The organism is Actinophytocola xanthii, assembly GCF_001921205.1.
GTDB lineage: Bacteria > Actinomycetota > Actinomycetes > Mycobacteriales > Pseudonocardiaceae > Actinophytocola > Actinophytocola xanthii.
In genome coordinates this window covers 89933-116536 of record NZ_MSIE01000016.1, presented here as the reverse complement: position 1 = coordinate 116536, position 26604 = coordinate 89933, and the positions used below count along the sequence as shown (strand labels likewise).

Here is a 26604-nt window from a genome sequence, read left to right as displayed (position 1 = left end):
CAACCCGTGAAATATCCGAGGGTATTTCGGTTGGAATGATAGGAGTACCCTTGCGAAACAAACTGATCATATCCCTGATCACTGTCGCGGCGTCCCTTCTCCTGGTGGCGCCGGCGTCCGCCAACGCGGCGGCGGAGTGCGGAGCTACCGCGCAGCAGTGGGTGGGCAGCTTCGACGGCGACCACATTCGCGACTGGGGCGACCCCATCCCGTTGCACATCGACGTCACGCGGGACTCCGCGGGAGCTCTTCGCGTGACGACCGATGTCGACGGAACGGTCTACCCCACGTCCGGCGCACAGATCACCCTGAACCGGCTGTTCTGGAGCATTTCCTACCCTGAGGGGTCATTCATCCCCTGGACGGGGTACGACACCGAGTATCAGGGAGTGACCTGTTCCGGCGGCGTCGTGACCCGCTTCACCGGGTACGCCCTGGACTACTTTCCCGGTTACGGACCAGTGTTTTTCGCCGATTTCGAGCTCGTCAGGGCGAGCTGATCTCGCTGGCCGTTTCGACAGCTGTCACGAGTTCGGGCGCGTAGCCGTACAGGCCGGGCATGCCGCCCGTGTGCAGGAAGACCACCGGCTCGCCGGGGTCGAGGTCCAGGGTGTGTTTCCAGTCGAGCAGTGCCGCAGCCACTTTGCCGGTGTACACCGGGTCCAGCACGACGCCTTCGGTCCGGCCGAAGGTCCGCAGGGCCTCCCACACCGCCTCGGTCGGGATGCCGTAGCCGGGGCCGAGCGTCGCTTCGGTCATCGAGAGGCGAGCCGACACCGGTTCGACGCCGAGCAGCCCGGCGGCACCCGCTCGGAGCTCGACCAGGTTTGCCGTCGCTTCCTCGGCCGGGTGGCTGACGCAGACGATGTTCACCGCGAGGCCGCCGAGCAGCCCGGCGGCGAGGGTGATCCCGGCCGCGGTGCCCCCGCTGGCGTGCGGGATGACCAGTTGGGCGTGGTCGATGCCGCGCTCGGTCAACTGCTCGGCCAGCTCGCGTGTGGCACGGACGTATCCCAGGGCTCCCAGGTCGTTGGACCCGCCGACCGGCACGGTGGCGACCTTCCGCCCGTCGGCCTCGGCCTCGGCGAGGAGCCGGTCGTAGGTGCGGCCGGCCGCCTCGTCGTCGGCGCAGACGTGCACGGTCGCGCCGAAGAGCTTGCTCAGCGGGATGTTGCCGGACCGTTCGTACGCCTCGCCGGCCCGCGGGACCTTCGCGGTGAGGACGAGTTCGCAGCGCAGTCCGAGCTTCGCGCACGCCGCCGCGGTCTGCCGGCCGTGGTTGGTCTGCAGCGCCCCGAAGGTGATCACGGTGTCGGCACCGGCCTCGAGGGCGGCGCCGAGGTGGTACTCGAGCTTGCGGAGCTTGTTGCCGCCGGCCCCGAGTGGGTGAACGTCGTCGCGTTTGACCAGCAGCGTCGAGAGGCCGAGAGCTTCCCCCAGCCTCGGCGCCTCCTGGAGTGGGGTCGGCCAGCCGCCCAGGTCGACGCGGGGGATCGCGTCCAGGGCGGCAGCGGGAAAACCTTCGACGTCGAACGGCATGAGGCCTCCAGGCTCGGCATGAGCACTGTAGTCGGCCTGCTGGGGATGTTCGGGTGCGCCGCGAGGAACGAAGCCGCGTGTCAAGCAGGCGTAGCGACACCGGGTGAGGCGATCTGGAGCGAGGAGCAACCTCCACTGGGGTTGGTGCGTATCCGCCACGTGACCTGTCGGGACAGCTCGTGGAGGACTTGGTGACCAAGGAGATCGACCGCAAGGGCTGGCTGCAGCTCGTCGGCTTCGTCGGCCTGATCGTGGCGGTGGCCGTCACCGTCGTTGTCGTTGTGCTGGTTCAGCTGCTCTGACACCCGCGGGGACCCGAGAAAGTTACTCCGACGGACCTAGTGACGGTCGCCATTAGAACAAGTATAACTTGTTCTAATTCTCGATGAGACGAGGCGATCACGTGTGCGCTGACAGCCGCCAGGGAAACGGTTCGCGATCCATCACGAGGCGCACCTTTGTAGTTGCAACCGGTTCTAGTGTCGCCGCCGCTGCGCTCGCCGGTCGCGCCGCCGCGGCTCCGAGGGCGATCGTCGACGGCGCCCACGTCCCGGTGCTCGTGGTCGGGAGCGGCTACGGCGGCTCGGTCGCCGCCCTGCGGCTCGCCCAGGCCGGGGTGGACGTGCACGTCGTCGAGATGGGCATGGCCTGGGACACTCCCGGTCCGGACGGAAAGATCTTCGCCAACACCACCGCGCCCGACTACCGGTCCTACTGGCTGCGCACCAGGACCAAGCAGCCCCTGAGCAACTTCCTCGGCTTCCCCATCGACAGGGACGTTCCGCGCTACACCGGCATTCTCGACGCCGAGGACTTCAGCGGCATCACCGTCTACCAGGGACGCGGCGTCGGCGGGGGCTCACTGGTCAACGGCGGCATGGCCGTCACCCCGCGGCGGGAGAACTTCGGCGCCATCCTGCCCTCGGTCAACGTCGACGAGATGTACAACGTGTTCTACCCGCGCGCCAACGCCGAGCTGGGCGTCAACAACGTCGACCAGGCCTGGTGGGAGACCGCCGCCTGCTACCAGTACGGCCGCGTCGGCCGCAAACACGCCCAGCGCTCGAACTTCTCGTTCGTCCTCGTGCCCAACGTGTACGACATGGCCTACATGCAGCAGGAACAGGCCGGCACCGTACCCAAGTCGGCCGTGGCGGGCGAACTGCTCTACGGCAACAACCACGGCAAGAAGTCCCTGCCCAAGACCTACCTCGCGCGGGCGAGGGCCACCGGCCGGGTCGCGATCACGCCGCTGCACCGGGTGACCTCGGTCGCGCCGGTCTCCGGAGGACGGTTCGCCGTGGTCGTCGAGCAGCTGGGCACCGGTGGCGAGGTGACGGCGACCAAGCAGGTCACCGCGGACCGGGTGTTCTTCGCCGCGGGCAGCGTCGGTACCAGCAAGCTGCTGACCAGGCTGAAGGCGACCGGCCGCCTGCCCAACCTCAACAACGAGATCGGGAAGGGCTGGGGGGACAACGGCAACGTCATGTGCGGGCGGGCCAACCACCTCTGGGACCCCACCGGCTCCGTCCAGTCCTCGGTCCCCACCGCTGGCATCGACAACTGGGCGGCCGGCGGCGCCTTCGCGGAGGTCGCGCCGCTGCCGACGGGGATCGAGACCTACGCCTCCTTCTACCTGTCGATCACCCGGAACCCCAACCGCGCGCAGTTCTCCTACAACGCCTCCACCGGCACGGTCGACCTCAACTGGCAGACCGCGTGGAAGCAGCCGTCGATCGACGCGGCCAAGACGATCTTCGACAGGATCAACGCGACGGAGGGGACGATCTACCGCACCGACCTGTTCGGTGTGTACAAGATCTGGGGCGACCACCTCACCTACCACCCACTCGGCGGCGCCGTGCTGAACCGCGCCACGGACAACTACGGGCGGCTGCACGGATATCCCGGCCTCTACGTCATCGACGGCGCGCTGATCCCGGGCAACACCAGCGTCAACCCGTTCGTCACGATCACCGCACTCGCCGAGCGGAACATCGCCCGGATCATCGCCGACGACCTGTGATCACGGGTGGGGCAGCACGCACACGCTGTCGATGCCCAGCACGTGGTTGAGCCGACCGAACGCCAGCCAGGAGCCGATGCTCATGCTCAGCTCCACGATCTCCCGCTGGCTGTACCGCGCGCTCATCCGCGCCCAGAACTCGTCGTCGAGCTCGTGGTGGGCCAGCGCGTAGCGCTCGGCGTACTCCGCGGCCAGCCGGGTGCGGTCGTCGAACGCGTCGGTCGTGCGCCACTGGCTCACCGCGTCGAGGAAACCCTCCTCGACCTTCTGCCCGTCCCGCTCGGTGCGCCAGTCCAGGCAGAACACGCACCCGTTGATCTGGGCGATGCGCAGCCGAGCGGCCTCGAACTCCCGCAGGCCCAGCGTGGAGTGGGCGTACACCGCCAGGGAGAACTTCGATGCTGCCGTCCCGATCTCCGGCACCATCTCGCCCCAGACGTAGCCGATGGGGTCCTTGCCCTCCGGGAGGTCGATCCTCATCGCGGGGTCCTTCCAAGTGTGGCGGGGCGCAGCGGGACGTCGAGCGCGTCGTAGAGGCCGGGATCCGCGGCAGCGAGCCAGTCGATGGCGCCGACGAGCCGGCCGACGGCGGTGGCGTTGCCGCCGGCCGACCGGTTCTCGCCCTCGTCGGTGGCCTCGAGGGTGACCTCGATCCGCGGCCGGCCCTCCACGATCACCCGGTGCGCGCCGTCGCCGCTCGGCGGCGTCGGCCAGTCCGGTGCGCAGGCCGGGTGGATGCGCGTGACGTGCTCGATCACGATGCGCACCACGCCGTCGACGACGCCCTGCACCTCGAACCGCACCGCACCCTGGGTGCCCGCCTCGAAGCTGCCCATCGTCCTGGTGTCCACCGTGGCCTCGAGCGGGCGGCGGTCCAGCGTCTCGCGGATCTCCTCGACCTCGACCCCCAGTGCCCTGGCCATCAGGCGGATCTGCCCACCCCAGACCATGCTCGGCACCCCCGGCGCCAGCATCGGGGGTTGGTAGTCCATCGGCTGGCCCATCCCGACGAGGTAGCGGACCGAGTCGGGCTGGTCGTAGGTGGAGTAGTCGAAGATCTCCTGGCAGCGAAGCACGTCGATCCTGGTTCCCAGGCCGCTGACCAGCAACGGCAGCACGTCGTTCGCCCAGCCCGGGTCGACGCCGGAGACGAACAGCGAGCCGCCGCCCTCCGCGACGGCGGCCAGGACCGGCTCGCGGACCTCGGGCGGCGCGTTGCGCTGGTCGTAGAGGGCGTAGAGCGAGGGGGTGACGACCACCGCTCCGGCACGGACCGCCCGGACGACGTCGGCGAGCGCCTCGTCGGGGCGAACCTCACCCGACGCCGCGTAGACGACGGCGCGGGGACTGGTGGCCAGCACCGCGTCGACGTCGTCGGTGGCCGCGACCCCCAGCTCGTGGCCGACGTCGCCGAGTGCACCGGCGTCGCGACCGACCTTGTCCTGGCTGTGGACGACCACCCCGGTGAGCTTCAGCGCCGGATGGGCCTCGACGGCGCGGATGGCCGCCCGCCCGACGTTGCCCGTACCCCAGACAACAGTGGCGATCATCCTTTGAGGCTAACGAAACCGGCCACCGGTGCCTAGTGCGACGGGTGGATGTCGGTGCTGGCGGCTACCGTGGACACGTGCGACTGGCGACGTGGAACGTGAACTCCGTCAAGCAGCGGCTGCCCCGGTTGCTGCCCTGGCTGGACCAGCGGCGGCCGGACGTGCTGTGCCTGCAGGAGACCAAGGTCCCCGACGACACCTTCGCCGCGCTGCTCGACGAGGAGCTGGCCGAACGCGGTTACGAGGTCGCCGCGTACGGGGAGTCCCGGTGGAACGGCGTGGCGATCCTGTCCCGGGTCGGCCTCGACGACGTCGTGCGGGGGATCGAGGGCGCGCCCGGGTTCCCGCACCCGGAGGCCAGGGCGCTCGCCGCCACCTGCGGCGGCGTGCGGGTCCACTCGCTGTACGTCCCCAACGGCCGCGAGCCCGACTCCGACCACTACCGGTACAAGCTCGCCTGGCTCGCCGCGCTGCGGGACGTGGTCGCGGCGGGCCCGGCGGACGCGATCGTCTGCGGTGACATGAACATCGCGCCCGCCGACGCCGACGTCTTCGACCCGGCCGCCTACGTCGGGTCCACGCACGTCACCGAGCCCGAACGGGCCGCGCTGGCCGAGCTGGCCAAGCTCGGGTTGCACGACGTGGTGCGCGAACGGTGGCCGGACGAGCGGGTGTTCACCTACTGGGACTACCGCGCCGGCATGTTCCACCAGGACCTCGGCATGCGCATCGACCTCGTGCTGGCGAGCACGCCGGTCGCGGAGCGGGTGCGGGCGGCGTGGGTCGACCGGCACGCCCGCAAGGGCACCGGGCCGAGCGACCACGCGCCGGTGATCGTGGACCTCGACGAGGCGCCGGACGGCGACATCGGGCCGGTCGTGCCGCCGCCGTCCGCTCCGGCCAGGCGACGGTCGGCGCGCCTGCCTCAGGCGCGCTGAGACCCCGCCGGTGCGATCTCTCCGAGTCCGGTCAGCACGCGCGGCAACGGGCCATGGTGCACGACGCCGAGGCGTTGGGTGGCGCGGGTGAGGGCGACGTAGAGCTCGGCCGCGCCCCTGGGACCGTCGGCGAGGATCCGCTCCGGCTCCACGACCAGCACGGCGTCGAACTCCAGCCCCTTCGTCTCCGCGGCCGGCACGGTGTCCGGCACGCCCGGCGGCCCGATCACGACGCTGGTGCCCGGGCGCCCGGCTTCCTCCCGCACGAACTCCGCGATAGCGGCGGGCAGCTCGGCCTCGCTGACCTGCCTGGACCACGGCTGGACGCCGCACGCGCGAACCGACTCCGGCGGCTGGACACCGGGTGCGAAATCGGCGAGCAGCGCGGCGGCGACGGCCATGATCTCCGCCGGGGTGCGGTAGTTCACGGTCAGCGACCGGTACACCCAGCGGTCGGGCACGTACCGCTCCAGCACCTCCGTCCACGACGTCGCCCCGGCCGCCGAACGGCGTTGGGCGAGGTCACCGACGACCGTGAAGGATCGGTTGGGGCAGCGCCGCATCAGGACCCGCCAGTCCATAGCGGACAGTTCCTGGGCCTCGTCGACGACGACGTGCCGGTAGGTCCAGTCCCGGTCGGAGGTGGCGCGCTCGACGAGGTCCCGGGTGTCACGCTCGATGAAGCGGTCCGCCAGGTCCTCGGCGTAGAGCAGGTCGGTGGCGAACAGGTGGTCCTCGTCGTCCATCGAGTCCTGGCGGTCGACGAGGAGGTCCATCACGCCGGCGGCGTACTCGGCCTCGGACCTCCGCTCCCGGTCGGCGGCCCGCTCGGCGGACCTGTCGGCCGCCGTGTCACGGCCCAGCAGGTCGACCAACTCGTCGAGCAGCGGCACGTCCGACACCGTCCAGGCCTCGCCGTCGGCGCGGAACAGCACCGGGTCGGCACCGGCGGCTCGCAGGCGTTCCGCGGACGCGTACAGCGGTGCCAGCACCGCCTCCGGCGTGAGGATCGGCCAGAGCTCGTCGATCGCGGCGGCGAACGTGTCGTCCTCCGCGAGCTCTTTGAGCAGCTCCGACCGCAGGTTCTCCCACGCGTCGCGGTCGCCGCGGGACAGCCAGCCCTGGCCCATCCGGCCTATCGCCCGCTCGGTGAGCACGTAGGTGACGATCTCGGTGAACACGGCGCGGGCCTCGTTGTGCGGCAGCCCGCTCGCGCGCGCCTCCTCCCTGGCCCACTCCGCTGTCTCCGCGTCGATCCGCAGCGTGAGGTCTCCCAGCTCGATCGGCAGCGGGCGCTCCGGCAGCCGCTGGCGGTCCGCGACCGCCGCGGCGAGCACGTCGAGGATCTTCAGCGATCCCTTGGCCCGGGACACTTCAGGAGTGTCCTCGGCGGTGACGCGCAGGCCGGGCACGAGGCCACCGGTGGTCGTGAACACCACGTCGGACTCGCCAAGTGACGGCAGGACGCGGCTGATGTGGTGCAGGAACGAGGGGTTGGGACCGACCACGAGCACGCCGTGGCGTTCCATCCGTTCCCGCTGGGTGTAGAGCAGGTAGGCGACGCGGTGCAGCGCGACGACGGTCTTCCCGGTGCCGGGGCCGCCCTCGATCACGAGCACGCCGGGGTGGTCGAGCCGGATGATCTCGTCCTGCTCGGCCTGGATCGTCGCGACGATGTCGCGCATCCCCTCGCCGCGCGGCGCGCTGACCGCCGCCAGCAGGGCCGCGTCTCCCCGCTCCGCACCGCCCGGCCGGCCGAGCACCTCGTCGGTGAAGTCGAGCACCTGCCGCCCGCGGGTGTGGAACTGGCGGCGGCGACGCATGTTCTCCGGGTGCGCGGCGGTGGCGACGTAGAACGCGCGCGCCGCCGGCGCCCGCCAGTCCAACAACGCGGGCTCGTAATCTTTCTCCTCATCGAAAAGGCCGATCCGACCGATATAGGAATGTTCACCCGAAAGGGTGTCCAGCCGTCCGAAACACAGCCCGTTGTCGACCAGCTCCAGCCGCTTCAGCTCCCTGGCCCGGGCGCGCACCTCGACATCCCGTTCCATGGCTGTTCCGCCGGTTCCCCGCAATGCCGCGCCGTACTCACCTTTCACCCGCTCCCGCTCGGCGTCGAGCCGGGCGTAAAGGCCGGCCACATAGCTCCGTTCGGACCGCAGTTCGTCCTCGTACCCCTGATCTGACACATTCCCCTCACAGCTGAACAGCAGTTGGTTTGGCGGGTGCGACGTTCGACCACGAGGACCCGTTTCCGATTTCGTCGATTTCTTTGATTTCCGCGGATGGACGGTTCAGGCGGACAACAACGGACCTTGTTCCCGGAGCTCGTCGAGCAGCAGCCGCGCGGCCTCCGCCGTGCCGTCGGGCCGGTCCCTGCCGGCCAGGTCCGTCGCCGTCGCCCGCGTCCGCGCGGCCAGAGCCGTCGCGAGCGCGGCCGACAGGGACGCGACAGTCGGCGTCGGGCCCGTGTGCGCCACACCGATGCCCAGCTCGGCCACCCGACCGGCCCAGCAGGACTGGTCCCCGAGCTGGGGCACCACCACCTGGGGCGCGCCGGCCCGAGCGGCAGTGGTCGTCGTGCCCGCGCCGCCGTGGTGCACGACGGCCGCCACCCGGCGGAACAGTGCCTGGTGGTTGGCCTCGCCGACGGCGAGGCAGTCGTCCCCGTCGTTGACCGTCGTCAGTCCGGCCCAGCCCGCGGAGACCAGCACGCGGCGGCCCTGCGCGCGGGCCGCCTCGATCGCCACCCGCGCGGCGTCCTGGTGGCGGTTGTCGCGGCAGTGGCCGTGTCCCGTTGTGAGCGTGTCGCGTTGCGACCAGCCAGTGAAGCCCATCGGAGCCGTGTGCGTCCACGTTAGACGATCGGTCTTGCGGTCGGTGGATGGGTGATGTCGTGTCGCGGTACTCCTTTGGATCAGATCATCGTTCAGCTGCATGGTCCGGTGATCCTCGACTTCCTGGTGGTGGGGAGGGTGCGGACGTTGTTCGGTGAGTCGGCGCGTTGTCGAAGCCGGAGGATCTCTTCGTGCTGCGCGGCGAGTTGTGACAACGCGCGCTCCTTGAACTCGGTGAGCTCGGTGATCCGTGCATCGCGTTCCTGGACGCGTTCACGGAGCTTGGCGTTCTCGTCTTTCAGCCGGGTGATCTGGAGTTCGCGCGGGTCTGAGACGGTGCCCGCCTCGCGGAGATCGGCCAGCCGACGCTGAACTCCTCGGCCAGGTGCTGATAGGGCCCTGGCCGCTGGTTGCCCTGCGGGTCGGTGCGTGCGTAGAAGCCCGTTCTGGCGACGCCGGCTTCTCGTGCGAGAGTCTTGAGGTCGCACCCGCCGCGGGGTGGAAGCTGCCCCAGCAGTAGGCGGTCCATCGCAGCACGGATGCTGGCCTCGTTGCGGCGGCGCTGTTCGGTGGTCAGCGGCATGATGTGCTCTCCTGCATTGCGGTCTGCGGAAACGCGGCGGAGTTGTGGGCCCGTTGGCGGGCCGATGATCGGTCTCTCTGCGTCGGCCGTCCACGAGGTCGTGATCATGGAATATCGTGCCGGTCATGACCACGGATGACTGGTTGGCCGACACCCGCACCTCTTATGACACGGTCGCGGTCAGCTATGCCGACCAAGTGCGCGGCGCCCTCGCGGGACACCAGTACCTTCGCGCGGCTCTGGCGTTGTTCGCCGACAGCGTCCGGGTCGCTGGCGGCGGGCCGGTCGCGGACGTCGGCTGCGGCCCCGGTGAAGTCACCGCCCACCTGCATGAGCTCGGTCTTGACGCCTTCGGTGTCGACCTCTCCCCGGCGATGATCGACGTGGCCCGGCGCGACCACCCCGGCCTGCGGTTCGAGGTGGGCTCGATGACGGAACTGGACCTCCCCGTCGCTTCGGTGGCCGGCCTGCTCGCCTGGCAGTCGTTGATCCACATCCCCGACGACGAGGTACCGACAGTCTTCGCGCACTTTCGCCGAGTATTGCGTCCTGGCGGACCGCTGCAGCTCCTGTTTCACGTCGGCGACGAGTCGCGGTTGATGACGGAGGGCTATGGTGGTCACCCGATGAAGGTCCATGTCCACCGCCGTCAGCCGGACAAGGTGGCATCCTGGCTGCGCGACGCCGGATTCGTGGTCGAGGCCCAGATGCTGCTCGACCCGGATGCGAAAGCTCAGCAAGCGATTCTTTTCGCACGCAGTAAGTCCTAACTTCTGCATACGTCGGGCTCGCCACTCGGAACCGGAGGACATGCCGGTGTGCTCCCAGGCGGTCGGTGAACATGTGCTCGACCACGTCGTCCACCGGCGGCAGGTCGACCGACTCCCGGTGGGCGTTGATCGCCGGGCCCCACAACGCGTTCCGCTTCTGCCTCTCCAGGTCCCACAGTGCCCGGTTGTCGCTGTCCTCGGCGGGGTAAGGCGGGCCCGGCAGCCGCAGCGGCGGGTGGTGCGGCGAGGGCAGGTTGACCGGGCAGAACGTCGCGTACACGTAGCGGATGCCGAGCTTGTCGCTCGCCGACCGCGCGGCGAAGTGCACCATGCCGGTGGCGACGAGCGCCGCACATCCCCGCGCGGCGGTGACGAGCGTGTCGAACTGGGTGGCGATCAGCTCGGCCGAGCGCCGGGACGACCCCGCCGCCGACGCGGGTCTCGCCATCGACCGCATCCGCTGGCCGAGCGGCACCAACGGCACATCGACGCGGGCCAGGAGCCGTGCGAACTCCTCGTCGGGCGGAGCACACACCCGCAGCGCAGCGCCGAGTGTCCGCAGCCGCACCGCGAGGCCCGCCAGCGGCTCGACGTCCCCTCGCGACCCGTAGGTCGCCAACAACACTCGCACTCCGCGACTCCAGTTTCCGCAGGTTCTGGGCTTGGCCGGCCATTCTGCGGCACGACCCGGGGCTTGCCGCAAGCCCTCCTGTGCGCTATAAGTTGAAAATGGAGGGAGCGGTTCGCTCTCCTTCACGCTCGTGGCCTGCGGTTCTCTCCGCCTTCACGGCCGCCCTCCTCGCCGCTCGGTCGGCTCGGCGACCCTGTGCTCGGCACCTGCGGTTTACCGCAGCCCAAGTATGCGGTTAACCCCGTGGTGCCCGCCCCTCCTCAGCGGCAGAGTGGACACCACGAACCAGCCAGCGAAGGGGGACTCAGCGCAGTGAGAACAGCACTCCACATCGGTCATCCGGCGCCGCTCGTTCTCGGCCTGCCGCCGCCGCTTGACCGGGCGGGAACGTGCCCCGTCGCCCCGTGATCAGTCCAGTTTCTGGAAAGGAGCCGCGTATGTGAAATGCCCGCGTACCTCCGGCCGATAAGCCGTGAGCGCGCGGGCCTGGAAATGTGACGCCCACTCCGCCACCGGCGGGGTGATGCCGAACTCGGCTGCCGGGCGGAAACCGAACCGGGGGTAGTAGTCGGTGTGCCCCAACAGCACGACGACCGGCTCGTCCAACGCGTCAGCGGCGCCCAGCACGGCGTGCATCAGTGCCGTGCCGACGCGGCGGCGTTGATGGTGCGGGAGCACACCGAGCGGGCCGAGACCGAGGGCCGGCATGCCGCCCACGGTCGCGCGCGTGCACACGACATGACCCACGACCGCGCCGTCGAGCACCGCCACCATGGACAGCGCCGGCAGCCAGCCGGCGTCGGCCCGCAGCGCGGTGACGAGCGAGGCCTCCGTCTCACCGTCGAAGGCGGCCCGGTGCACCTCGGTGACGACCGTCGTGTCCTCGGGCAGCTCGCGTCTCACCAGCACCGCGTCACTCTCGCACGGGGCCCCGGGTTCACACACCCGGATTCGCGCGCAGCATGAGCAACTCGGGTGCCAACACCACCACGGCGCCGTGCTCGACGGCGACCAGGCCCTCGTCGGCCAGCGTGCGCAGTGCGCGGTTGACCGAGACCCTGGTCATTCCGATCGCCTCGGCCAGTCCCTGCTGGGCGCCCGGCAGGAGCACGCGTGCCCCGCCCGCCGCGGCAGCGCGGACCAGCCAGGCCGCGGTCCTGGTGACGCCGTCGGCGACGGTCGTGCGCACGAGGTCGTCCTGCTGGTCGCGTAGGCGCCGGGCCAGGTGGGCGAGCACGTGCCGACGGGCAGCCGGGACGTCGTCGACGAGCGCGAACAGCTCGGCGGCCGGTACCAGCCGCACCCGCGACCGGGCGGACGTCAGCCAGGTCGCGGTGTGGCCGCCCCCGTCGAGCACGGCGGCCTTGTCCACGGCGCACGGCGCGGGGAACTCGCCCAGCCGGAGGCGGCGACCCGTGACGGTGTCGCGGGTCGCGGTCACCCCGCCGGACTCGACGACGATCAGGTGGGTGGCCGGGTCACCGTGGACAGCGAGCACGGTGTCCGCCTCGACGGTCCGGGCTGGCGCCACCTCGGCCAGGCGCCCCAACCGTTCCCGGTCGACCGTGGCGAGGAGCGGGACGTCGGCGAGCATGCACGCAGTATCACGCGATACAGCGTGCGGCGGCACGTCGCTCGTAACGTGCCGGCATGTACGTCATCGAGCTCGTGTTCACCGACGACCCGCGGCGGCTCGAGGCCAGGCCCGCGCACCGTGAGCGGCTGGTCGCCCTGCACGCCGCCGGCCGCCTGATGCTCGCCGGGCCGTGGGAGGACGGCTCGGGTGCGCTGCTCGTGTTCCGCGACGACCCGGCCGAGGAACTGACCGACGACCCGTACTACACGACCCCGGGGGTGATCGTTCACGCCGTACGCGAGCTTCGACCGGTGGTTCCGATGAGCTCCGACAGCTGAAAGGAGGTGATTACGTCGCGGTGGAGTCGAGGCCGGGGCTGGCTTCGCGGATGATCGCGAGGAGGGTGGTGTTCATCAGCACCTCCACCTGGGGTCGGGTGAGGGCACCGCGCACGAGCCATTCCCGCGCGGCGGACTTCACGAGCCCGCCGTAGGCGCGGATCATGGCGCGAAGCTCCTCGCGGTGGGCGGTCTCCGCCGCCAGCCCGGTGGCCTCGAGCACCCGGTCGGCGGCGCGCTCATCGGCCTCGGCCAGGATGCGCTCCACCTCCGGGTCGACGCCTTCGGCGCCGATCGCCGCGAGCCACGCCTTGCTGTGCCGGGACACGGTGTCCAGAAACCACCGGATCGACTCGGTGACCCGCTCCTCGAGCGTGCCCTTCGGCAGGCGGTCCACCGCCACCTGGGGAATCATCACCATTCGGCGCACGACCTCGAGGTACAGGTCGCGCTTGGTACCGAAGTAGTGGTTGATCAGCCCGCGGGCGACACCCGCGCGGTTGGCGAGCTCGGTCGTGGACACGGCCGAGTACGGGCGCTCGCCGAACAGCTCGATCGCGCACGTGAGGATCTGTTCGCGTCGCTCGTCCGGTCCCAGCCGGCGCCACCGGGGCTCCGCGGTGCTCATCGCGCCACCCGCTCGAACGCCATGGGGTCCAGCGACCGTGTCCGTCGGTGGTATTCCGAGACCGAACCCGGCCAGTTCGTCGTCACCCGGCCGGTGCCGTCCCGGTACCAGCTGCGGCACATCGTCCACGTGGTACCGCCGAGACGGCCCTGCAGCTCGCTGTCGAACCGTTCGGCCACCTCCGGCCGGACGTCCAGGCAGGACTGCTCGGCGGCGATGCGCTCGACGGCCTGGCGGATGTACCGCGCCTGCCGCTCCAACATGAACACGATCGAGCCGGATCCCAGGTTCGTGTTCGGCCCGTAGACGAGGAACATGTTGGGAAAGCCGGGGACGGTCATGCCCAGGTATGCCCGTGCGCCGTCGGTCCACTCCTCGGCGAGCGAGCGGCCGCCCAGGCCGCGCACCTCGATCGGGGCGAGGAAGTCGGTGGCCCGGAAGCCGGTGCCGTAGATGATCACATCGACCTCGTGCTCGACGCCGTCGGCGGTTCGCACCCCGGCCGGGGTGATGGCCGTGATCGGCGCGGTCTCCAGGTGGACGTTCGGTTGCCGCAACGCGGGGAAGTAGTCGTTGGAGAACAGGACCCGCTTGCAGCCGATCCGGTAGTCGGGGATGAGCTTCGCGCGCAGCTCGGGCTCGGGGACCTGGCGGCGCAGGTGGCGCAGCGCGATCCGCTCCACGGCCGCGGTGACGACGCGGTTGCCCTTGAGCCCGAGCACGCCCACCTCGCACAGCGCCCAGAAGAACGCGCGCTCCAGCGGCAGCAGCCGGCGTTGCCAGGGCCGGTAGCGGGTGTCCGGTTTGGGCACGAGGTACGGGGCGGTCCGCTGGAACACCGTCAGCCGGGCGGCCGAGGGCTGGATGCACGGAACGAACTGGATAGCGCTCGCGCCGGTGCCGATCACCGCGACGCGGCGGCCGGTCAGGTCGTAGTCGTGGTCCCACCGTGCCGAGTGGAAGCTGTGGCCGGTGAACGTGGACGCACCGGGGATGTCCGGCATCGCCGGGCGGGACAGCTGCCCGACCGCGGGCACCAGCACGTCTGCGGTCAGCACCTCACCGGAGGCGGTGTGCACCCGCCACCGGCCCCGCTCGAACTCGGCAGCGGTCACCTCGACGCCGTAGCGCGGACGGATGCCGAACCGGTCCGCGACGCGCCGCAGGTACGCCAGGATGTCCGAGCGCAGGGAGAACCGCATCGGCCAGCCCGGGTTCGGCGCGTACGAATAGGAGTAGTACGGCGAGGGGATGTCGCAGCCCGCGCCGGGGTAGGTGTTCTCCCGCCAGACCCCGCCCAGGTCATCGGCCTTCTCCACCACCGTGACGTCGGTGTACCCGGCGCGTCTCAGCTCGATGGCGACGCCGATACCGCCGAAACCCGCACCGATGACCAGCACGCTCGGCATCGGTGCCTCCGTCCTGTTGGCGATAGAACAGCGACCGGCAAGTATAAGGAGCGATCACCGGTTGTCTCGACCGTAGTCGAGTCGGACGAACTGGCGCTTGGCGGCGGCCAGCTCGTCGTCGCCGAGCAACCTCGGCGGGCCGAGCGTCGCGGCCCTCCGGTAGACCTCGGCCAGCCACTCGACGAGCTCCAGCCGCTCGCAGGCCTCGTCGATGTCCGACCCGACCGCGACCGAGCCGTGGTTGCGCATGAGCGCCGCCTGCCGGTCGCGCAGCGCCGTCGTGACGCCCTCGGCGAGCTCGGCGGAGCCGAACGTCGCGTACGGCGCGACGCGGACCACCCCGCCGAGCAGCACCGTCATGTAGTGCACAGGCGGCAGGACGTCGTGGGTGCACCCGACCGCGATCGACGACATCGCGTGGGCGTGTGCGACGGCGCCCGCCCCGGTCTCGCGGTACAGCGCCAGGTGCAGGGGCAGTTCCGAGGTGGGCCGGGGGTCCCCGGCCACGACCACCCCGTTGTAGTCGACCACGCTCAGCAGGTCCGGGGTGAGCGCGCCCAGGTCGGTCCCCGACGCCGTCGCGACGACGTGGTCGCCCACCCGCACCGAGAGGTTGCCCGCGGTTCCGCGGACCAGCCCGCCGGCGGCGAGCCGGCGGCCCGCGGCGACCAGGGCGGACCGCTCAGTCCCGTGCACCGGCGCTCCCGACAAGCGTCCGGAGCTGGGAGAGCAACTCACTACGGCTGGACGCGCCGAGCCGCTGGCGCATCCGCGCGACGTGGTGCTCCACGGTCTTGGCCGAGATGAACAGCCGGTCGCCGACGTCCTTGTAGGTCAGCCCGGACACCACCAGCTCGGCCACCTGCAGCTCCCGGTCGCTCAGGCTCACCTCGGGCGGCTGCTCCTCGCCCTTCACGCCGAGCTCGGCGGTGGACACGCGGCGGTTGGAGACCGGCTTGCCCTGGATCATCCTGGCGCAGTCGAGCAGCCGCACCATCGCCGCGCGGTCGGTGGTGCGGGTCGCCGCGCGGCCGGCGAGGCGGGCGGCGTCCCAGGTGAGGCCGGCGCCGTGCAGGCCCTGCGCGGCGTTCTCCACGGCGTCCGCGTCGACCTTCCCGGCCGTGACGTCGAGCCAGCAACCAGCGGCGGCGGCGATCGTGCCGAACTGCTCGTCGCGTGCGGCGGCCGCTGCGATGGCCCCGGCGTGCTCCTCGGCGGCCTCCTGCTGGCCGGCGGTGATCGCCGCGTGCAGCCCGCCCCACCACAGCGGCATCGCCCACAACGGCGGCTCGCCCAGCCCGGCCAGCAGCACGCGGGCCTCGGCGAGGTGCGCGGCCAGCCGGCTCTCGTCCCGCAGCCGCGCCGCGGCCATGGTCAGCTCACCGAGCGGCAGGAACGTGAACAGGTCCACCGGGTGGCGCAGGATCGCCTCACCGGCCTGCAGCCAGGCACGGCCCAGCGTCGCCGCGTCACCGGCTCGGCGTGCCACCCCCAGCTCGATCCCCACGGCGAACAGCCAGTCCCGCGGCTCCAGCGCGCTCCTGGCCCGTCGGGCCGCGGCGACGATCTCCCCGGCCTTGGGCAGCTCGCCCCGGACCATGGCGATCCAGGCCAGCAGCAGCCGGTGGCGGACGGCGAGCGGGGCGCCGCCGGTACCGGCCGCGATCGCCCGCTCGAGTAACGAGGTCGCGGTACCGAGCTCGCCGTAGTGCAGTGCCAGCAGTGCGCCCAGCGCCGCCGGGCTGTCCGGCAGCAGCACGCCGCGGCCGACCGGTTCGAGCGTCGCGGCGGCCCTGACCAGTTTGGACAGCGCGGTGGTCGGCGTACCGGCGACCGAGGCGTGCAGGCCCTGCGCCATCAACGAGATCGCGCTGGACAGCGAGGTGGGCGGGCCGTCGTCATCGGCCGGTTCGGCGAGCTCGCCGACGCCCACCGAGCCGAGGACGGCGAAGTGGCGGGCACCGGCCCACCGGTACAGCTGCGCGCTGCGGCCGAGCTGGCCCCGGTGGGCGAGGGCGGCGGCGGCGACGGTGGCGGCCAGCGTGCGGTGCGGGGCCTGCTCCAGCGTGATCACCTGGTCGGCGAGCCGCAGCGCGCCGTCGAGGTCGCCGGCCAGAGCCAGCGCCTCGGCCCGCCGTGCCGCGACCGCGACCGGCGGACGCCCCGCGGTGATCGCCGCCGCGTAGAGCCGGGCCGCCAGGGCCGGGTCGCCGGGCAGCGCCTCGGCCGCGGCCGCCTCGAACGCCGCTGCCGCACCGTCCCCACCGATGCCGGTGTTCACGAGCGGACGCATCAGCGGCAGCACCTGTCCGCCGCGGGCGAGCTGGAGCTCGGCAAGCCGCTGCCGGATCCAGGCGCGCCGCTCGACCGGCACCAGGACCCGGATCGCCCGCTGGGCGATCGGCAGCAGGCTGCCCGCGGTCCCCACGAGCCCGGTGGCGCGCGCCGCCTCGACGACCTCGACGACCTCCCGGGTCTCCAGGAAGTCCACCAGCAGGTCGAGGTTCAGCCCGACACCGGCCTCCGCGGCGAGCAGGAAGCGCAGCACCCCCTCGTCGAGGCCGGCCAGCTCCCGCCGGAACTCGGCGACGGCCGCCGTCGGCACCTCCAGCTCGGCGTCGGGGTCGAGCGCGCGGCCGAGCCGGTCGACGAAGGCGGGGACACCGCCGGTCTGCGCGTGCACGAACTCGACGTGGCGCTCGGAACGGAGCCGTGCGGGGAGCACCGCCCGCACCTGGTCGCGGTCGAGCGGGGCGGGGAGGAACTGGTCCTGGGTGAGGTCGAGCACCTCGGCGAGCGCCCCACGCCGGGGCCAGGGCCGCGCCGCGACCACCAGTCGCACGTCCGGACTGGTGGCGAGGCGGCGCAGCTCCCGCAGGTCGGCGTCGTCGAGCTGGTGCGCGTCGTCGACGAGCAGGACACCGTCGACGAACCGGTCGAACGGCGGCAGCGCGGTGACCGGTGGGATTCCGGTGACCTCGCCGATCGCGTTGCCGAGGTGGTGCAGCAGTGCGGTCTTGCCGTAACCGCCGGGAGCGACGATGGCCACGTGCGCGCCCGGCCGCTGGTCGGCCGCCGCGGCCGCGACGTGCTCGGCCGCCGACCTGTCGAAGATCGGAATCACTGCCGCCTCCCGTCACGGCCGCCGCGACGGGAGGCCGGCTCGACGCGGTCACCGGGTTCGTCCGGGTCCGGCAGACGGTGCCGCCGCCCACGCCCCGAGGCCCGGTCGACCTCGCCGTCGTTCTCGAGTGCACGCCGACGCCGCAGGGGCGGTTCGTCCGCCTCCTCGGCGAGGTGGTGTGTACCCCGTTCCCGACGGCGTCGCCTGCCGCCCTCGGGGGGAGCGGGAGTGTCGTCGGCGGGAGAGGCGGTCTCCTCCCGCAGCCCGTGCCGCCCGGGGCTCTCGTCGGGCTCACGCAGACGCCGGCGACCGGAGGCTTCGCGCCGGTGGGGTTCGGGCTCGGCGGGCCAGGCGTTGTCGTGGGCGCTGGCGGAGGCCGGGTGTCGCTGCGGCTCGGGCTCGGCTGGCCAGAGGGTCTCGTGCCGGTGGCCCTTGGCCGGCGCGGGGCCGTCGTGGCGGGCGGAGAGCGCTTCGTGCCGGGCGGGGCCGGGTTCGGCTGCGCGGCGGGAGCGCGCGGCGGGGTCACGCTCGACGCCCTGGGTGTGAGCCGGCGGGCCGGTCTCGGCGGGCCGGTGGGCACCGCCGGCCGCTCGGTGGCTGTCGGCGGCCCCGCCGTTGTCGCGTCGGCGGACAGCATGGGCGTCGGGTGCGGGTTCGTCGGCGGGCCACGTGTCGGCTGGGGTGGGGTCGCCCGGCCAGGAGGAGTGGTCGGGCTGTCGGTCGTGGGAGGCCATCGGGTGGTCACCGGCTGGGGCGGGGTTGGCCGGTTGCTCGTGGGCGAGGTACCGGGACGGCCGCCGGGGGGAGGCGACGGCGGACGCGGAGTGGGCCGACTCGGGGTCGGAGGGCCACTGGGGTACCTGGCGGTCCGCACGCTGGCGTCGGGTGGGGCGAGGCGTCGGGGCGTGGTCCCGGTCGTCGGCGGGGGTGGAGGGGGAGTCCTGCCGGTGGTGGCTTGGCCTGAGTGGGGAGGGCTCGTCCTCGGGCCAGGGGGAGGGGTCGGGCTGCGGGTGGCTGGGTCTGGCTGGGCGGTCTGTGGTGGAGGGCTGGTCGGCCGACCAGGGGGCGGGGGCCGGGCGGTCGGCGGCTCGGCGGGGTGGGGCGGGGGTGCGGGGAGTTGGCGGCCAGTCGGCTCGGCGGGGCTCGGCGGGGGCGTCGTCGGTTGGCCACGTGGGGCGGCCCCTCCGGGGGGAGGAGTCCTCGGGTATCTCCTCCTCGTCGAGGAGGTCGGGGAGGGGGCGGCGGCGGGGGGACACCTCCACCACCGGCGGCTCGGGGTCGTCGATGTGCGGGTCCCGGGTCTCGGAGGGCCTGGAGCGGCCGCCGCCCAGGGGGAGGAGGCGGCGCTTGGGCGGCTCCAGCGGAGAAATGTCCAGTGGCGGCCTCGGGGGCGGCGGGCCGAGATCCGTCAGGTCCTCGACCGGCAGGTCGTCCAGGCGCAGGAGGTCGGTGTGGGTCACCGCCGAGCGGGGGACCAGCGCCTCGGGGGTGACCGCCAGGGCCTCGGCCTGAACGGTCGGCTTGGCGCTCCGGGCCGCCGCCAGCGCGGCGCCGCGGGCAATGGCGGTCTCGGGCTCCGGCGCGGCGACGACCCGCACGCGGAGCGCCCCGGCAACCGCGACGGCGACCGCCGGGATCCTCGCACACCCCCCGACCAGCGCCACCACCTGCGGCGACGCCCCCTCCGCCGCCTCGATGGTGCGGCTCAGCGTCCACACCGTGCTCTCCACCGCCGGGCGCACCAGCTCCTCGAACTCCTCCCTGGTCACGGTGACCGACCCCGCGATCGTCACCGACCCCTCGGTCGACAGGCGTTCCTTGGCCACCGTGCACTCCACACGCAGGGCGGCCAGCGCGGCACCCGTCGGGGCGTCGCCCGCCAGGGCGGACACCACCTGACCGGCCAGCAGGTCGTCGAACAGGGCACCGCCCAGATCCTCGGCGCTCTCCGCGTGCGCCCGCAGCTCGAAGCCGAACGATCCCCGGCGCAGCACCGCCGCCTCGAACCGGCCGCTGCCCAGCGAGTGCACGGCGAGCTCCTCGCCGACCTCGACCGGCTCGGTCGCGGCGTAACACTCCGCCGCGGCCACCGGGCGGGGCAGCAGGGTCAGCTCGGGCAGGTTCACCTCCCGCAGCGCCGCCGACAACAGCCCTCGCCGGTACGGGCCCCACGCCGGCGGATGGGCGACCGCCAGGTGCGACGCCGGCACCCCCTCGGTCGCCTCCACGTAGTCGACGACCCACCCCACCACCGCCGCCGTGAGGACCTCGGGCGGGTACGGACGCCCGTCCAGGATCACCGGGACCTCGTCGCCGATCCGGTCCACCACCCGCCGCGCCACCGAGCCCGCCCGCGCGGGCAGCGCCAGCAGCGCCCGTCCCCCGACCTCGACCGTGTCCTGCTCGGTCACGTGCAGCGCGGAGACCGCGCCGGCCGGGTCACCGTCCAGCGCCACCACCTCCGCCGGCAGCCAGCGACCGCGGTCGTTTCGGCTGATCGCGGCCGTGACCCGACCACTGCCGAGATCGACCCCGAGGGCATAGGGCATAGGGGCGTGTCCTCTCCGTTACCAACGACCGAGGTAGTTCGTACCAAAGACGTCCCCCCTCGGGGCACCCCCGTGCGAACGGACTGCCAATCCCCTAATCCCCTAACGAGGGACACAGTGTTGGCCCTAAGGCGGAAATCGACAACTGGGAGTGATCCCCGATGTCACCCTCCGCCCGACTTCCTACGGTGATCACCACACAGCGCCGCGTCGGGCTGCCCGCCGCAGAGCGCCACACCGCACTTTCGCAAGGAGAATCTCGTTGTACTCGTTCCAGACCCTGCAGGACTTCGTCCTCAACCTGCTCGACGACGAGGCCGCCCGGACCGCCTACCTGGCCGACCCGGTGGGCGCCCTGTGCGACGCTGGCCTTGGTGACCTCACGCCTCAGGACGTCGAGGAGGTCATCCCGCTGGTGACCGACGCGCTGCCCGCCGAAACCCCGCTCGGTGAGCTCGATCTGGACATCGACCACATCACCGACGGCATGGGCCACGTCACCGGTGTCACCGCGAAGACCGAGCTCGGCGACCTGGGCTACGTCGGCGGTCTGGTGAACCACGACGCCGACGGCACCGACCTCTGGGCGGGTGGCCAGACCGTCGCCGGCCGCGTCGCCGGGATCGTGCAGACCGAGGACGGCTTCGTCTCCGGTGGCCTGTCCACCCCGATCGTCTACGCGGGCGCCAACAGCCACGGCGACTACCTGGTCACCACCGCGGACCCGGGTGACGTGCTCGACGGCATCGCCGACCACGTCGACGGCCTCGACGGCAAGATCGACGACGCCGCGGGCACCGCGACCCACCTGATCGGCACCGGCGCGGGCAAGCTCACCGGCGCCGTCGACCACGGTGCGGACAGCCTGGCCGGCTTCCTCGCCGGCACCCCGGCCGCCCCCGTGTCCGACCTCGTCACCGACAGCGCCGAGCACGTCAACGAGGCCATCGTGTCCGGTGCGGGTTCGGTGACCGAGCACCTCGAGGAGCTCCCCTCGCTGGACGAGCTCCCCGTCGAGGTGCCCGAGGTCGGCGACCACCTGCCGGAGCTGCCGGAGCTGCCCGACCTCGAGGGCAACCTGCACGACCTGCCGGAGCTGGACCTGGAGGACCTCGACCTGCCCGCGGAGCTGCCCGACCTGCCGGTCGAGCTGCCCGAGCTCTCGGAGCTGCCGGTCGACACCTCCGTCGTCACCGACATCGTCTCGCACAGCCCGGTCGGCGGCGTCGTCGACCACGTCTCCGACGCGACCGGCAAGCTCCCTGTCGTCGGCGACCTGACCGACGACCTGGACCTCGGCCTCTGAGGCCCGCATATAGGGGATTGCCCCATCCCCGGTGGCCGGGGCCCGCGAAGTTCGACCGCGGGCCCCGGCCCCCTTTCACCCATACGGGGGAGCAAGGCAAACTCATACGGGTGAGAACTCCGCCCTGGCTGACCGTTCTCGACGACACCATCGCGGCCTGCATCGCTCACCACCGCAGCGATCTGGCCGGCAAGCTGGAGCGCAGACGCGCCCAGCTGTTGGACGCCAAGCTGCGCGTCCCGGTCGTCGGCGAGCTCAACCAGGGCAAGAGTCAGCTGGTCAACGCCCTGGTGAACGCGCAGGTCTGCCCGGTCGGGGACGACGTCACCACCACCGCGCCCACGTTCGTCGAGCACGCCGAGACGCCGGTCGCGGCGATCGTGCGCGACGAGCCGACCGGCGGCCGGCGCGCGATCGGTCCCGCCGGTGCCGAACCCGCCCGCGTCCCGGTTCCCTTCGACAAGCTGAGCACGGCGCTGACCACCCGGCGGACCGACATGCACGGCGAGGTCGGCATCCCGCGCGAGCTGCTCGCCGGCGGGCTCGTGCTGGTCGACACCCCCGGTCTGGGCGGGTTGGGCTCCGCCCGCACGGCAAGCACCTTCGCCGCGCTGTCCGCCGCGGACGCCGTGCTGGTCATCACCGACGCCACCGCCGAGCTCTGCGCCTCGGAGATCGAGCTGGTGCGCAAGGTCGTGGCGATCTGCCCCACGGTGACCGTCGTCCTCACCAAGATCGATATCGTCCCCCGCTGGCGCCGGGTCGCCGAGCGCAACCGGGCCCGGCTCGCCGCGGCGGGCCTCGACGTCAAGCTGGTTCCGGTCTCGGCGACGGTCCGCCTTGCGGCCGCCCGCACGGGCGACCGCGCGCTCAACGAGGAGTCCGGGTTCGCCGACCTCGTCCGCACCCTCCGCCAGGACGTGCTCGGCAAGGCCGACGTGCTCGCCAGCCGCTGCACGGCCGCGATGACCGCCATGGTCACCCAGCAGCTGCTCACCCCCGTGCGGGAGGAGCTCGCCGAGGCCCGCGGCGGCAGCCTTGGCGCCGCGCACGTCCAGTACCGGGCGGCCCAGTCCCGGCTCGACGAGCTGCGCAAGCGGTCCAGCCGCTGGCAGACCATGCTCGGCGACGAGGTGACCGACCTGATCTCCGACATCGAGTACGACCTGCGCGAGCGCACCCGGACGATCGTGCGGTTCGCCGAGGAGTACTTCGAGACCGCCGACCCGGCCAAGACCTGGGACGAGTTCGCCGAATGGCTGCGCGAGTGCCTCGTCGACACGGCCGAGACCAACTTCTCCTGGCTGGTCGAGCGGTTCCAGTGGGTGTCGGAGAAGATCGCCAGGCAGGTCGCGTTGGAGGAGCGGATCCCGGACGCCTCGGCCGAGGAGGACCTGCTCGAGCACATCGGGGACCTGCGGCCGCCGCGGGTGGAGAAGTTCACCGTGGGCCAGCAGCTGTTCGTCGGTCTGCGCGGCTCCTACGGCGGCCTGCTGATGTTCGGTCTGGCGACGACGCTGGCCGGCCTGCCGCTGATCAACCCGATCTCCCTCGGTGCCGGTGCCGCCTTCGGCGCGAAGAGCGTGTGGGACGAGCGCGGCAGCCGGCTCAAGCGCCGGCAGGCCACCGCCCGCACCGCGGCCCAGCGCTACGTCGACGACTTCTTCCTCTCCTACAGCAAGGAGAGCCGCGACACCGCCCGGCTCATCCAGCGCAGGCTGCGCGACCACTTCACGTCCGTGGTGGAGAAGGTGCAGTCCGGCATCGCCGAGCGCGCCACGCAGGCCAAGCGTGCCGCCGAAGCCGACCTGGCCGACCGGCGTCGGCGCAGCCAGGAGCTCGCGCTCGAGCTGGACCGGCTCGCGCAGCTGCACCGGAGGATCGAGGCACTGGCCGCGCCGTCGGGGCCGCGTGGGCTGACCGCGTGAGCGAGCTCGCCGGACGAGCCCGCGCGATGCTGCTCGACGCGGTCGAGCTGTACCAGGACAGCCCGCGGGCGACCCACTGGCTTCGCCGCCACGTGGACCGGCTCGCCGAGCCGCTGCGGCTCGCGGTGGTCGGCTCACCCCAGACCGGACGGTCCACGCTGGTGAACTCCCTGGTCGGCGAGGAGATCGCGCCGCTGCTCGTCGAGGAGGAGAACCAGGTCGTGACCTGGTACCGCGCCGGTGCGGTGCCCAGGGCCCAGATGTACCCGACCCAGGCGCCGCCGCGGGACGCGCCGGTGGCCAGGGTGGACGCCCAACTGCACATCGACCTCGAGGGTTGGAAGGCCGAGGACCTCGACCGGATCGTCATCGACTGGCCGAACCGCGCCCTGCACGGGCTGACGCTGATCGACACGCCGGCGCTGGAGTCCGGTTCGGACATCGGCTCGCGGATCTCGCTCGAGGCCGACGCGGTGCTGTACCTGATGCGGCATCCCCACCGAACCGACATCGAGTTCCTGCAGTCCTTCCAGGACCACCCGATCGCCCGGCGCAACCCGGTCAACGCGATCGTGGTCCTCGCCCGCGCCGACGAGGTCGGCGGCGGCAGGATCGACGCGCTCACCTCGGCCAAGCGGATCGCCCGCCGCTACCGGACCGACCCGGGCCTGCGCGGGCTGTGCCAGAACGTCGTCGCCGTGTCCGGACTGCTCGCCCACGCCGGGCGCACGCTGACCGCGGACGAGCTCGCGTCGCTGACCGTGCTGGCCGCCGCGCCCCGCGGGGAGTTCGAGGCCTCGCTGGTCTCCGCGGACCGCTTCACCCGGGACGACGTCGCCGGGCAGCTGGACGCCCGGACCAGGACCGCCCTGCTGGAGCGGTTCGGCCTGTTCGGCGTCCGGCTGGTGACGACGCTGATCCGGCAGGGTTTCGACGCCCAGGCGGAGCTGTCCGCGCAGCTGGTCCAGCGCAGTGGGCTGGCGGAGCTCCGGGAGGCGATCACACGCTGCTTCACCGACCGGCAGGACGTGCTCAAGGCGCGGTCGGCGTTGCTGGCGCTGGAGGTCGTGCTCCGGATGGAACCCCGGCCGGCGGCCAGGGCACTGGTCGACGCGCTCGAGGCGTTGGTGACCAGCGCGCACGAGCTCCGGGAGCTGCGCCTGCTGGCGGACCTGCAGGCCGGCCGCACCAGCCTGCCGGCGCCGCTGGCCGACGAGGCCCGCCGGCTGCTCGGCGGCGGGGGGACGGCCCTCGCGGCGCGGCTGGGCTTCGACCGGGACCCCGGGGGCCAGGAGCTGCACGCCGCGCTGAGCGAGACGTTGCACCGCTGGCAGGAGCAGGCGGAGAACCACGCGCTCGGCCACGGCCAGCGGCAGGCGGCCAGGGTCGTCGTGCGCAGCTGCGAGGACATGTACGCGCGGGTGTCGGGATACTGAGGCCGACCGGGCGCCCGCGCGTGCCCCGGACGTGTGATCTACGGTTGTCGCCTGAGAAATGCCGAGGAGGAACCAGTGGCCCGCGATCCGGACAGCATCCAGCGTGAGATCGAGCAGGCGCGGAACGCGCTCGCCTCGACGCTCGACCAGCTGGGCACCAAGGCGAACCCGAAGCGCCTCGTCGACGGCGCGAAGAGCAGCGCGCGCAACACCCTCGCGGAGCCCAAGGTGCGGATTCCGCTGATCGGCGTCGGTGTCCTGCTCGTGCTGCTGATCCTGAAGAAGATCTTCAGCTGAGCGGGTCCGCCGGCTAGGGCGCGTCCGCACAGTCCCGGTCGATGGGCTTCGTGATCCAGGTCGTCGCTGGCAAGGCGGAGGGCGGGCCTCGTACCGGGTCGTACTTGGCCTGTCCGACAACGCGGCCAGCGGCGGGCTGGGCGCGAAGACCGCGATCGAGGGCTTTGAGGACGTGCCCTAGGACGTTCCCGGGGGCGTGCCGGGATGGGGGTGCGGCCGCGGGACCGGCCGCATGGCCGGCACGGTGTCCGACTCCGGCACGGGGTCCGACTCCGGTACGGGGTCCGACTCCGGTACGGAGTCCGACTCCGGGGGTGGGCTCTGCGGGGTGAGCGGGGTCTCGCCGGACGGGGAGTCCGGTTGCGTGGCCGCCCCGGCGTCTGGCTGGGGTTCTGCCTGGGGTTCTGGGTGCGGGGCCGGCGTGAGGTTCGGCTGGGTGGCATCCGGCGGTGGGGCCGGGTGGCCGGCCGGTGCGGCGTCCGCGCGGGAACTCGCGAGTGGGGTCGGTTGCACGGTCGGCGCGGCCTCAGCTCGAGGGCTCGGTTGCGGGGCCGGTTGGGTGGCCGCGCGAGGACTCGGGTGTGGGGTCGGCTGGTCGGCCGGCCCGGCGTCCGCGCGGTGGCTCGGTTGCGAGGTGGGACGCTGGGCCGGCTGGGACTCGGCGTGGGCCGGCTCTGCCTCCGCGTGGGCCGGCTGGGACTCGAGGGGTGGCGCTGCCGGCTGGGGCGGCGCCGCGGGGCCGGGCCGGGTTTCGTCGTCCTCCAGGGCCGGTTGGGGCGGGGTGGTGCTCGCGGGCTCGGGAGCGTCCGCGTCCGCCAGGGGCTCGGCCGGCTCCAGCTGCGCGGACAGGTAGGCGGACGTGAACGCCACCGCGTCGCCGTTGAGCAGGTGGACGACCGTGCGCGGCTCCTCCTCCGGGACGAGCTCCGCGACGAGTTGGTCGGCGCGGTCCCTCGCCGCGACCAGGCCGTGTGCCTGGGCCTTCGCCGTCTGCCCCTGTGCGTTGACGGTCACCGACCAGTCGTCGCCGTCCGGTACGTAGTTGACCTCGATCGGCTCGCGCATTGTCCGCCCCTCCCGGTGCACCCACTCCCCATCGCACACCTCTCCCGGTGGAAAGATACGCTCCGCAAACAGTA

23 protein-coding genes and 1 pseudogene are annotated in these 26604 nt (G+C 72.2%); 10 read left to right on the top strand and 14 right to left on the bottom strand.

Annotated features, from left to right (window positions below; genetic code table 11):
* The first annotated feature begins 50 nt into the window (after positions 1-50).
* Positions 51-500 (top strand): hypothetical protein, encoded by a 450-nt coding sequence (locus BU204_RS11270; RefSeq protein WP_075125556.1) that lies wholly within the window; start codon positions 51-53, stop codon positions 498-500.
* Here BU204_RS11270 and BU204_RS11265 read toward each other — a convergent pair.
* A complete protein-coding gene (locus tag BU204_RS11265; protein WP_075125555.1) occupies positions 487-1539 on the bottom strand; it encodes a D-cysteine desulfhydrase family protein in 1053 nt (350 codons plus the stop codon). The two genes, BU204_RS11270 and BU204_RS11265, sit on opposite strands and share 14 nt — an antisense overlap.
* A 553-nt stretch (positions 1540-2092) precedes the next feature.
* Between BU204_RS11265 and BU204_RS11260 the strand changes: the two genes are divergently transcribed.
* Positions 2093-3565 (top strand): GMC oxidoreductase, encoded by a 1473-nt coding sequence (locus BU204_RS11260; RefSeq protein ID WP_456297880.1) that lies wholly within the window; start codon positions 2093-2095, stop codon positions 3563-3565.
* On the opposite strand, the gene BU204_RS11255 is transcribed toward BU204_RS11260, so the two are convergent.
* Together BU204_RS11255 and BU204_RS11250 are read right to left on the bottom strand one after the other, a co-directional pair.
* Positions 3566-4045 (bottom strand): carboxymuconolactone decarboxylase family protein, encoded by a 480-nt coding sequence (locus tag BU204_RS11255; RefSeq protein WP_075125554.1) that lies wholly within the window; start codon positions 4043-4045, stop codon positions 3566-3568.
* Entirely contained in the window at positions 4042-5115 is a 1074-nt protein-coding gene (locus tag BU204_RS11250) for an NAD(P)H-dependent amine dehydrogenase family protein (protein ID WP_075125553.1), read from the bottom strand. Before BU204_RS11250 ends, BU204_RS11255 begins: the two co-directional genes overlap by 4 nt.
* Before the next feature lie 77 nt (positions 5116-5192).
* On the opposite strand from BU204_RS11250, the gene BU204_RS11245 reads away from it, so the two are divergent.
* Positions 5193-6053, top strand: a complete 861-nt coding sequence (locus BU204_RS11245; protein WP_075125552.1) for an exodeoxyribonuclease III — start codon at positions 5193-5195, stop codon at positions 6051-6053.
* On the opposite strand, the gene helR is transcribed toward BU204_RS11245, so the two are convergent.
* The 3 genes and pseudogenes from helR to BU204_RS40705 all read right to left on the bottom strand — a co-directional run bounded on the left by helR (position 6041) and on the right by BU204_RS40705 (position 9473).
* Entirely contained in the window at positions 6041-8242 is a 2202-nt protein-coding gene (gene helR / locus BU204_RS11240; RefSeq protein ID WP_198942836.1) for an RNA polymerase recycling motor ATPase HelR, read from the bottom strand. The genes BU204_RS11245 and helR overlap by 13 nt on opposite strands.
* A gap of 105 nt (positions 8243-8347) precedes the next feature.
* Positions 8348-8848, bottom strand: a pseudogene (locus tag BU204_RS11235) (glycosyltransferase); the annotation flags it as partial.
* Between the two features lie 340 nt (positions 8849-9188).
* Entirely contained in the window at positions 9189-9473 is a 285-nt protein-coding gene (locus BU204_RS40705; RefSeq protein WP_198942834.1) for a hypothetical protein, read from the bottom strand.
* 125 nt (positions 9474-9598) lie between these two features.
* Here BU204_RS40705 and BU204_RS11225 point away from each other — a divergent pair, with 125 nt between their 5' ends.
* Together BU204_RS11225 and BU204_RS11220 are read left to right on the top strand one after the other, a co-directional pair.
* Positions 9599-10243, top strand: coding sequence for a class I SAM-dependent methyltransferase (locus BU204_RS11225; RefSeq protein WP_075125614.1), 645 nt, complete (start codon positions 9599-9601; stop codon positions 10241-10243).
* 287 nt (positions 10244-10530) lie between these two features.
* On the top strand, positions 10531-10854 hold the full coding sequence (locus tag BU204_RS11220) for a hypothetical protein (protein ID WP_075125551.1): 324 nt from the start codon (positions 10531-10533) through the stop codon (positions 10852-10854).
* A 428-nt stretch (positions 10855-11282) separates the two neighbouring features.
* Here the strand turns inward: BU204_RS11220 and BU204_RS11215 are convergent, their stop codons facing one another.
* Together BU204_RS11215 and BU204_RS11210 are read right to left on the bottom strand one after the other, a co-directional pair.
* Complete coding sequence (locus BU204_RS11215) at positions 11283-11783, bottom strand: GNAT family N-acetyltransferase (RefSeq protein WP_075125550.1); 501 nt, start codon at positions 11781-11783, stop codon at positions 11283-11285.
* A 28-nt stretch (positions 11784-11811) separates the two neighbouring features.
* Positions 11812-12468, bottom strand: a complete 657-nt coding sequence (locus tag BU204_RS11210) for a Crp/Fnr family transcriptional regulator (RefSeq protein ID WP_075125549.1) — start codon at positions 12466-12468, stop codon at positions 11812-11814.
* 56 nt (positions 12469-12524) lie between these two features.
* On the opposite strand from BU204_RS11210, the gene BU204_RS11205 reads away from it, so the two are divergent.
* Complete coding sequence (locus BU204_RS11205) at positions 12525-12788, top strand: YciI family protein (protein ID WP_075125548.1); 264 nt, start codon at positions 12525-12527, stop codon at positions 12786-12788.
* Positions 12789-12798: 10 nt separating this feature from the next.
* Here BU204_RS11205 and BU204_RS11200 read toward each other — a convergent pair whose 3' ends face one another.
* The 5 genes from BU204_RS11200 to BU204_RS11180 are packed head-to-tail and all read right to left on the bottom strand — an operon-like array spanning position 12799 to position 20498.
* A complete protein-coding gene (locus BU204_RS11200; protein ID WP_075125547.1) occupies positions 12799-13416 on the bottom strand; it encodes a TetR/AcrR family transcriptional regulator in 618 nt (205 codons plus the stop codon).
* The gene (locus BU204_RS11195; RefSeq protein ID WP_075125546.1) at positions 13413-14825 is read right to left on the bottom strand and encodes a flavin-containing monooxygenase; all 1413 of its coding nucleotides are present in this window, start codon (positions 14823-14825) and stop codon (positions 13413-13415) included. The genes BU204_RS11200 and BU204_RS11195 overlap by 4 nt, the downstream gene beginning before the upstream one ends.
* A 54-nt stretch (positions 14826-14879) precedes the next feature.
* Complete coding sequence (locus tag BU204_RS11190) at positions 14880-15521, bottom strand: class II aldolase/adducin family protein (protein ID WP_075125545.1); 642 nt, start codon at positions 15519-15521, stop codon at positions 14880-14882.
* Complete coding sequence (locus BU204_RS11185; protein WP_083661212.1) at positions 15508-17949, bottom strand: helix-turn-helix domain-containing protein; 2442 nt, start codon at positions 17947-17949, stop codon at positions 15508-15510. The genes BU204_RS11190 and BU204_RS11185 overlap by 14 nt, the downstream gene beginning before the upstream one ends.
* Positions 17946-20498 (bottom strand): Hsp70 family protein, encoded by a 2553-nt coding sequence (locus BU204_RS11180; protein ID WP_075125544.1) that lies wholly within the window; start codon positions 20496-20498, stop codon positions 17946-17948. The genes BU204_RS11185 and BU204_RS11180 overlap by 4 nt, the downstream gene beginning before the upstream one ends.
* 262 nt (positions 20499-20760) lie before the next feature.
* On the opposite strand from BU204_RS11180, the gene BU204_RS41895 reads away from it, so the two are divergent.
* From BU204_RS41895 to BU204_RS11160, 4 genes are all read left to right on the top strand, one after another.
* Positions 20761-21804, top strand: coding sequence for an IniB N-terminal domain-containing protein (locus BU204_RS41895; RefSeq protein ID WP_075125543.1), 1044 nt, complete (start codon positions 20761-20763; stop codon positions 21802-21804).
* Between the two features lie 110 nt (positions 21805-21914).
* On the top strand, positions 21915-23732 hold the full coding sequence (locus tag BU204_RS11170) for a dynamin family protein (RefSeq protein WP_075125542.1): 1818 nt from the start codon (positions 21915-21917) through the stop codon (positions 23730-23732).
* Complete coding sequence (locus BU204_RS11165) at positions 23729-25168, top strand: P-loop NTPase family protein (protein ID WP_233160021.1); 1440 nt, start codon at positions 23729-23731, stop codon at positions 25166-25168. The genes BU204_RS11170 and BU204_RS11165 overlap by 4 nt, the downstream gene beginning before the upstream one ends.
* A gap of 75 nt (positions 25169-25243) precedes the next feature.
* Positions 25244-25465, top strand: a complete 222-nt coding sequence (locus BU204_RS11160) for a DUF3618 domain-containing protein (protein WP_075125540.1) — start codon at positions 25244-25246, stop codon at positions 25463-25465.
* 177 nt (positions 25466-25642) lie between these two features.
* On the opposite strand, the gene BU204_RS40700 is transcribed toward BU204_RS11160, so the two are convergent.
* On the bottom strand, positions 25643-26530 hold the full coding sequence (locus tag BU204_RS40700) for a hypothetical protein (protein WP_075125539.1): 888 nt from the start codon (positions 26528-26530) through the stop codon (positions 25643-25645).
* Between the last annotated feature and the right edge of the window lie 74 nt (positions 26531-26604).

Excerpts from the sequence above, each read along its gene's own strand:
- BU204_RS11255 (WP_075125554.1), bottom strand. The coding sequence starts at position 4,045 with ATGAGGATCGACCTCCCGGAGGGCAAGGACCCCATCGGCTACGTCTGG.
- BU204_RS40705 (WP_198942834.1), bottom strand. The coding sequence starts at position 9,473 with ATGCCGCTGACCACCGAACAGCGCCGCCGCAACGAGGCCAGCATCCGT.
- BU204_RS11265 (WP_075125555.1), bottom strand. The coding sequence starts at position 1,539 with ATGCCGTTCGACGTCGAAGGTTTTCCCGCTGCCGCCCTGGACGCGATC.
- BU204_RS11210 (WP_075125549.1), bottom strand. The coding sequence starts at position 12,468 with ATGCTCGCCGACGTCCCGCTCCTCGCCACGGTCGACCGGGAACGGTTG.
- BU204_RS11250 (WP_075125553.1), bottom strand. The coding sequence starts at position 5,115 with ATGATCGCCACTGTTGTCTGGGGTACGGGCAACGTCGGGCGGGCGGCC.
- BU204_RS11220 (WP_075125551.1), top strand. The coding sequence starts at position 10,531 with ATGCCGAGCTTGTCGCTCGCCGACCGCGCGGCGAAGTGCACCATGCCG.
- BU204_RS11180 (WP_075125544.1), bottom strand. The coding sequence starts at position 20,498 with ATGCCCTATGCCCTCGGGGTCGATCTCGGCAGTGGTCGGGTCACGGCC.
- BU204_RS11200 (WP_075125547.1), bottom strand. The coding sequence starts at position 13,416 with ATGAGCACCGCGGAGCCCCGGTGGCGCCGGCTGGGACCGGACGAGCGA.
- BU204_RS11225 (WP_075125614.1), top strand. The coding sequence starts at position 9,599 with ATGACCACGGATGACTGGTTGGCCGACACCCGCACCTCTTATGACACG.
- BU204_RS40700 (WP_075125539.1), bottom strand. The coding sequence starts at position 26,530 with ATGCGCGAGCCGATCGAGGTCAACTACGTACCGGACGGCGACGACTGG.
- BU204_RS11205 (WP_075125548.1), top strand. The coding sequence starts at position 12,525 with ATGTACGTCATCGAGCTCGTGTTCACCGACGACCCGCGGCGGCTCGAG.
- BU204_RS11195 (WP_075125546.1), bottom strand. The coding sequence starts at position 14,825 with ATGCCGAGCGTGCTGGTCATCGGTGCGGGTTTCGGCGGTATCGGCGTC.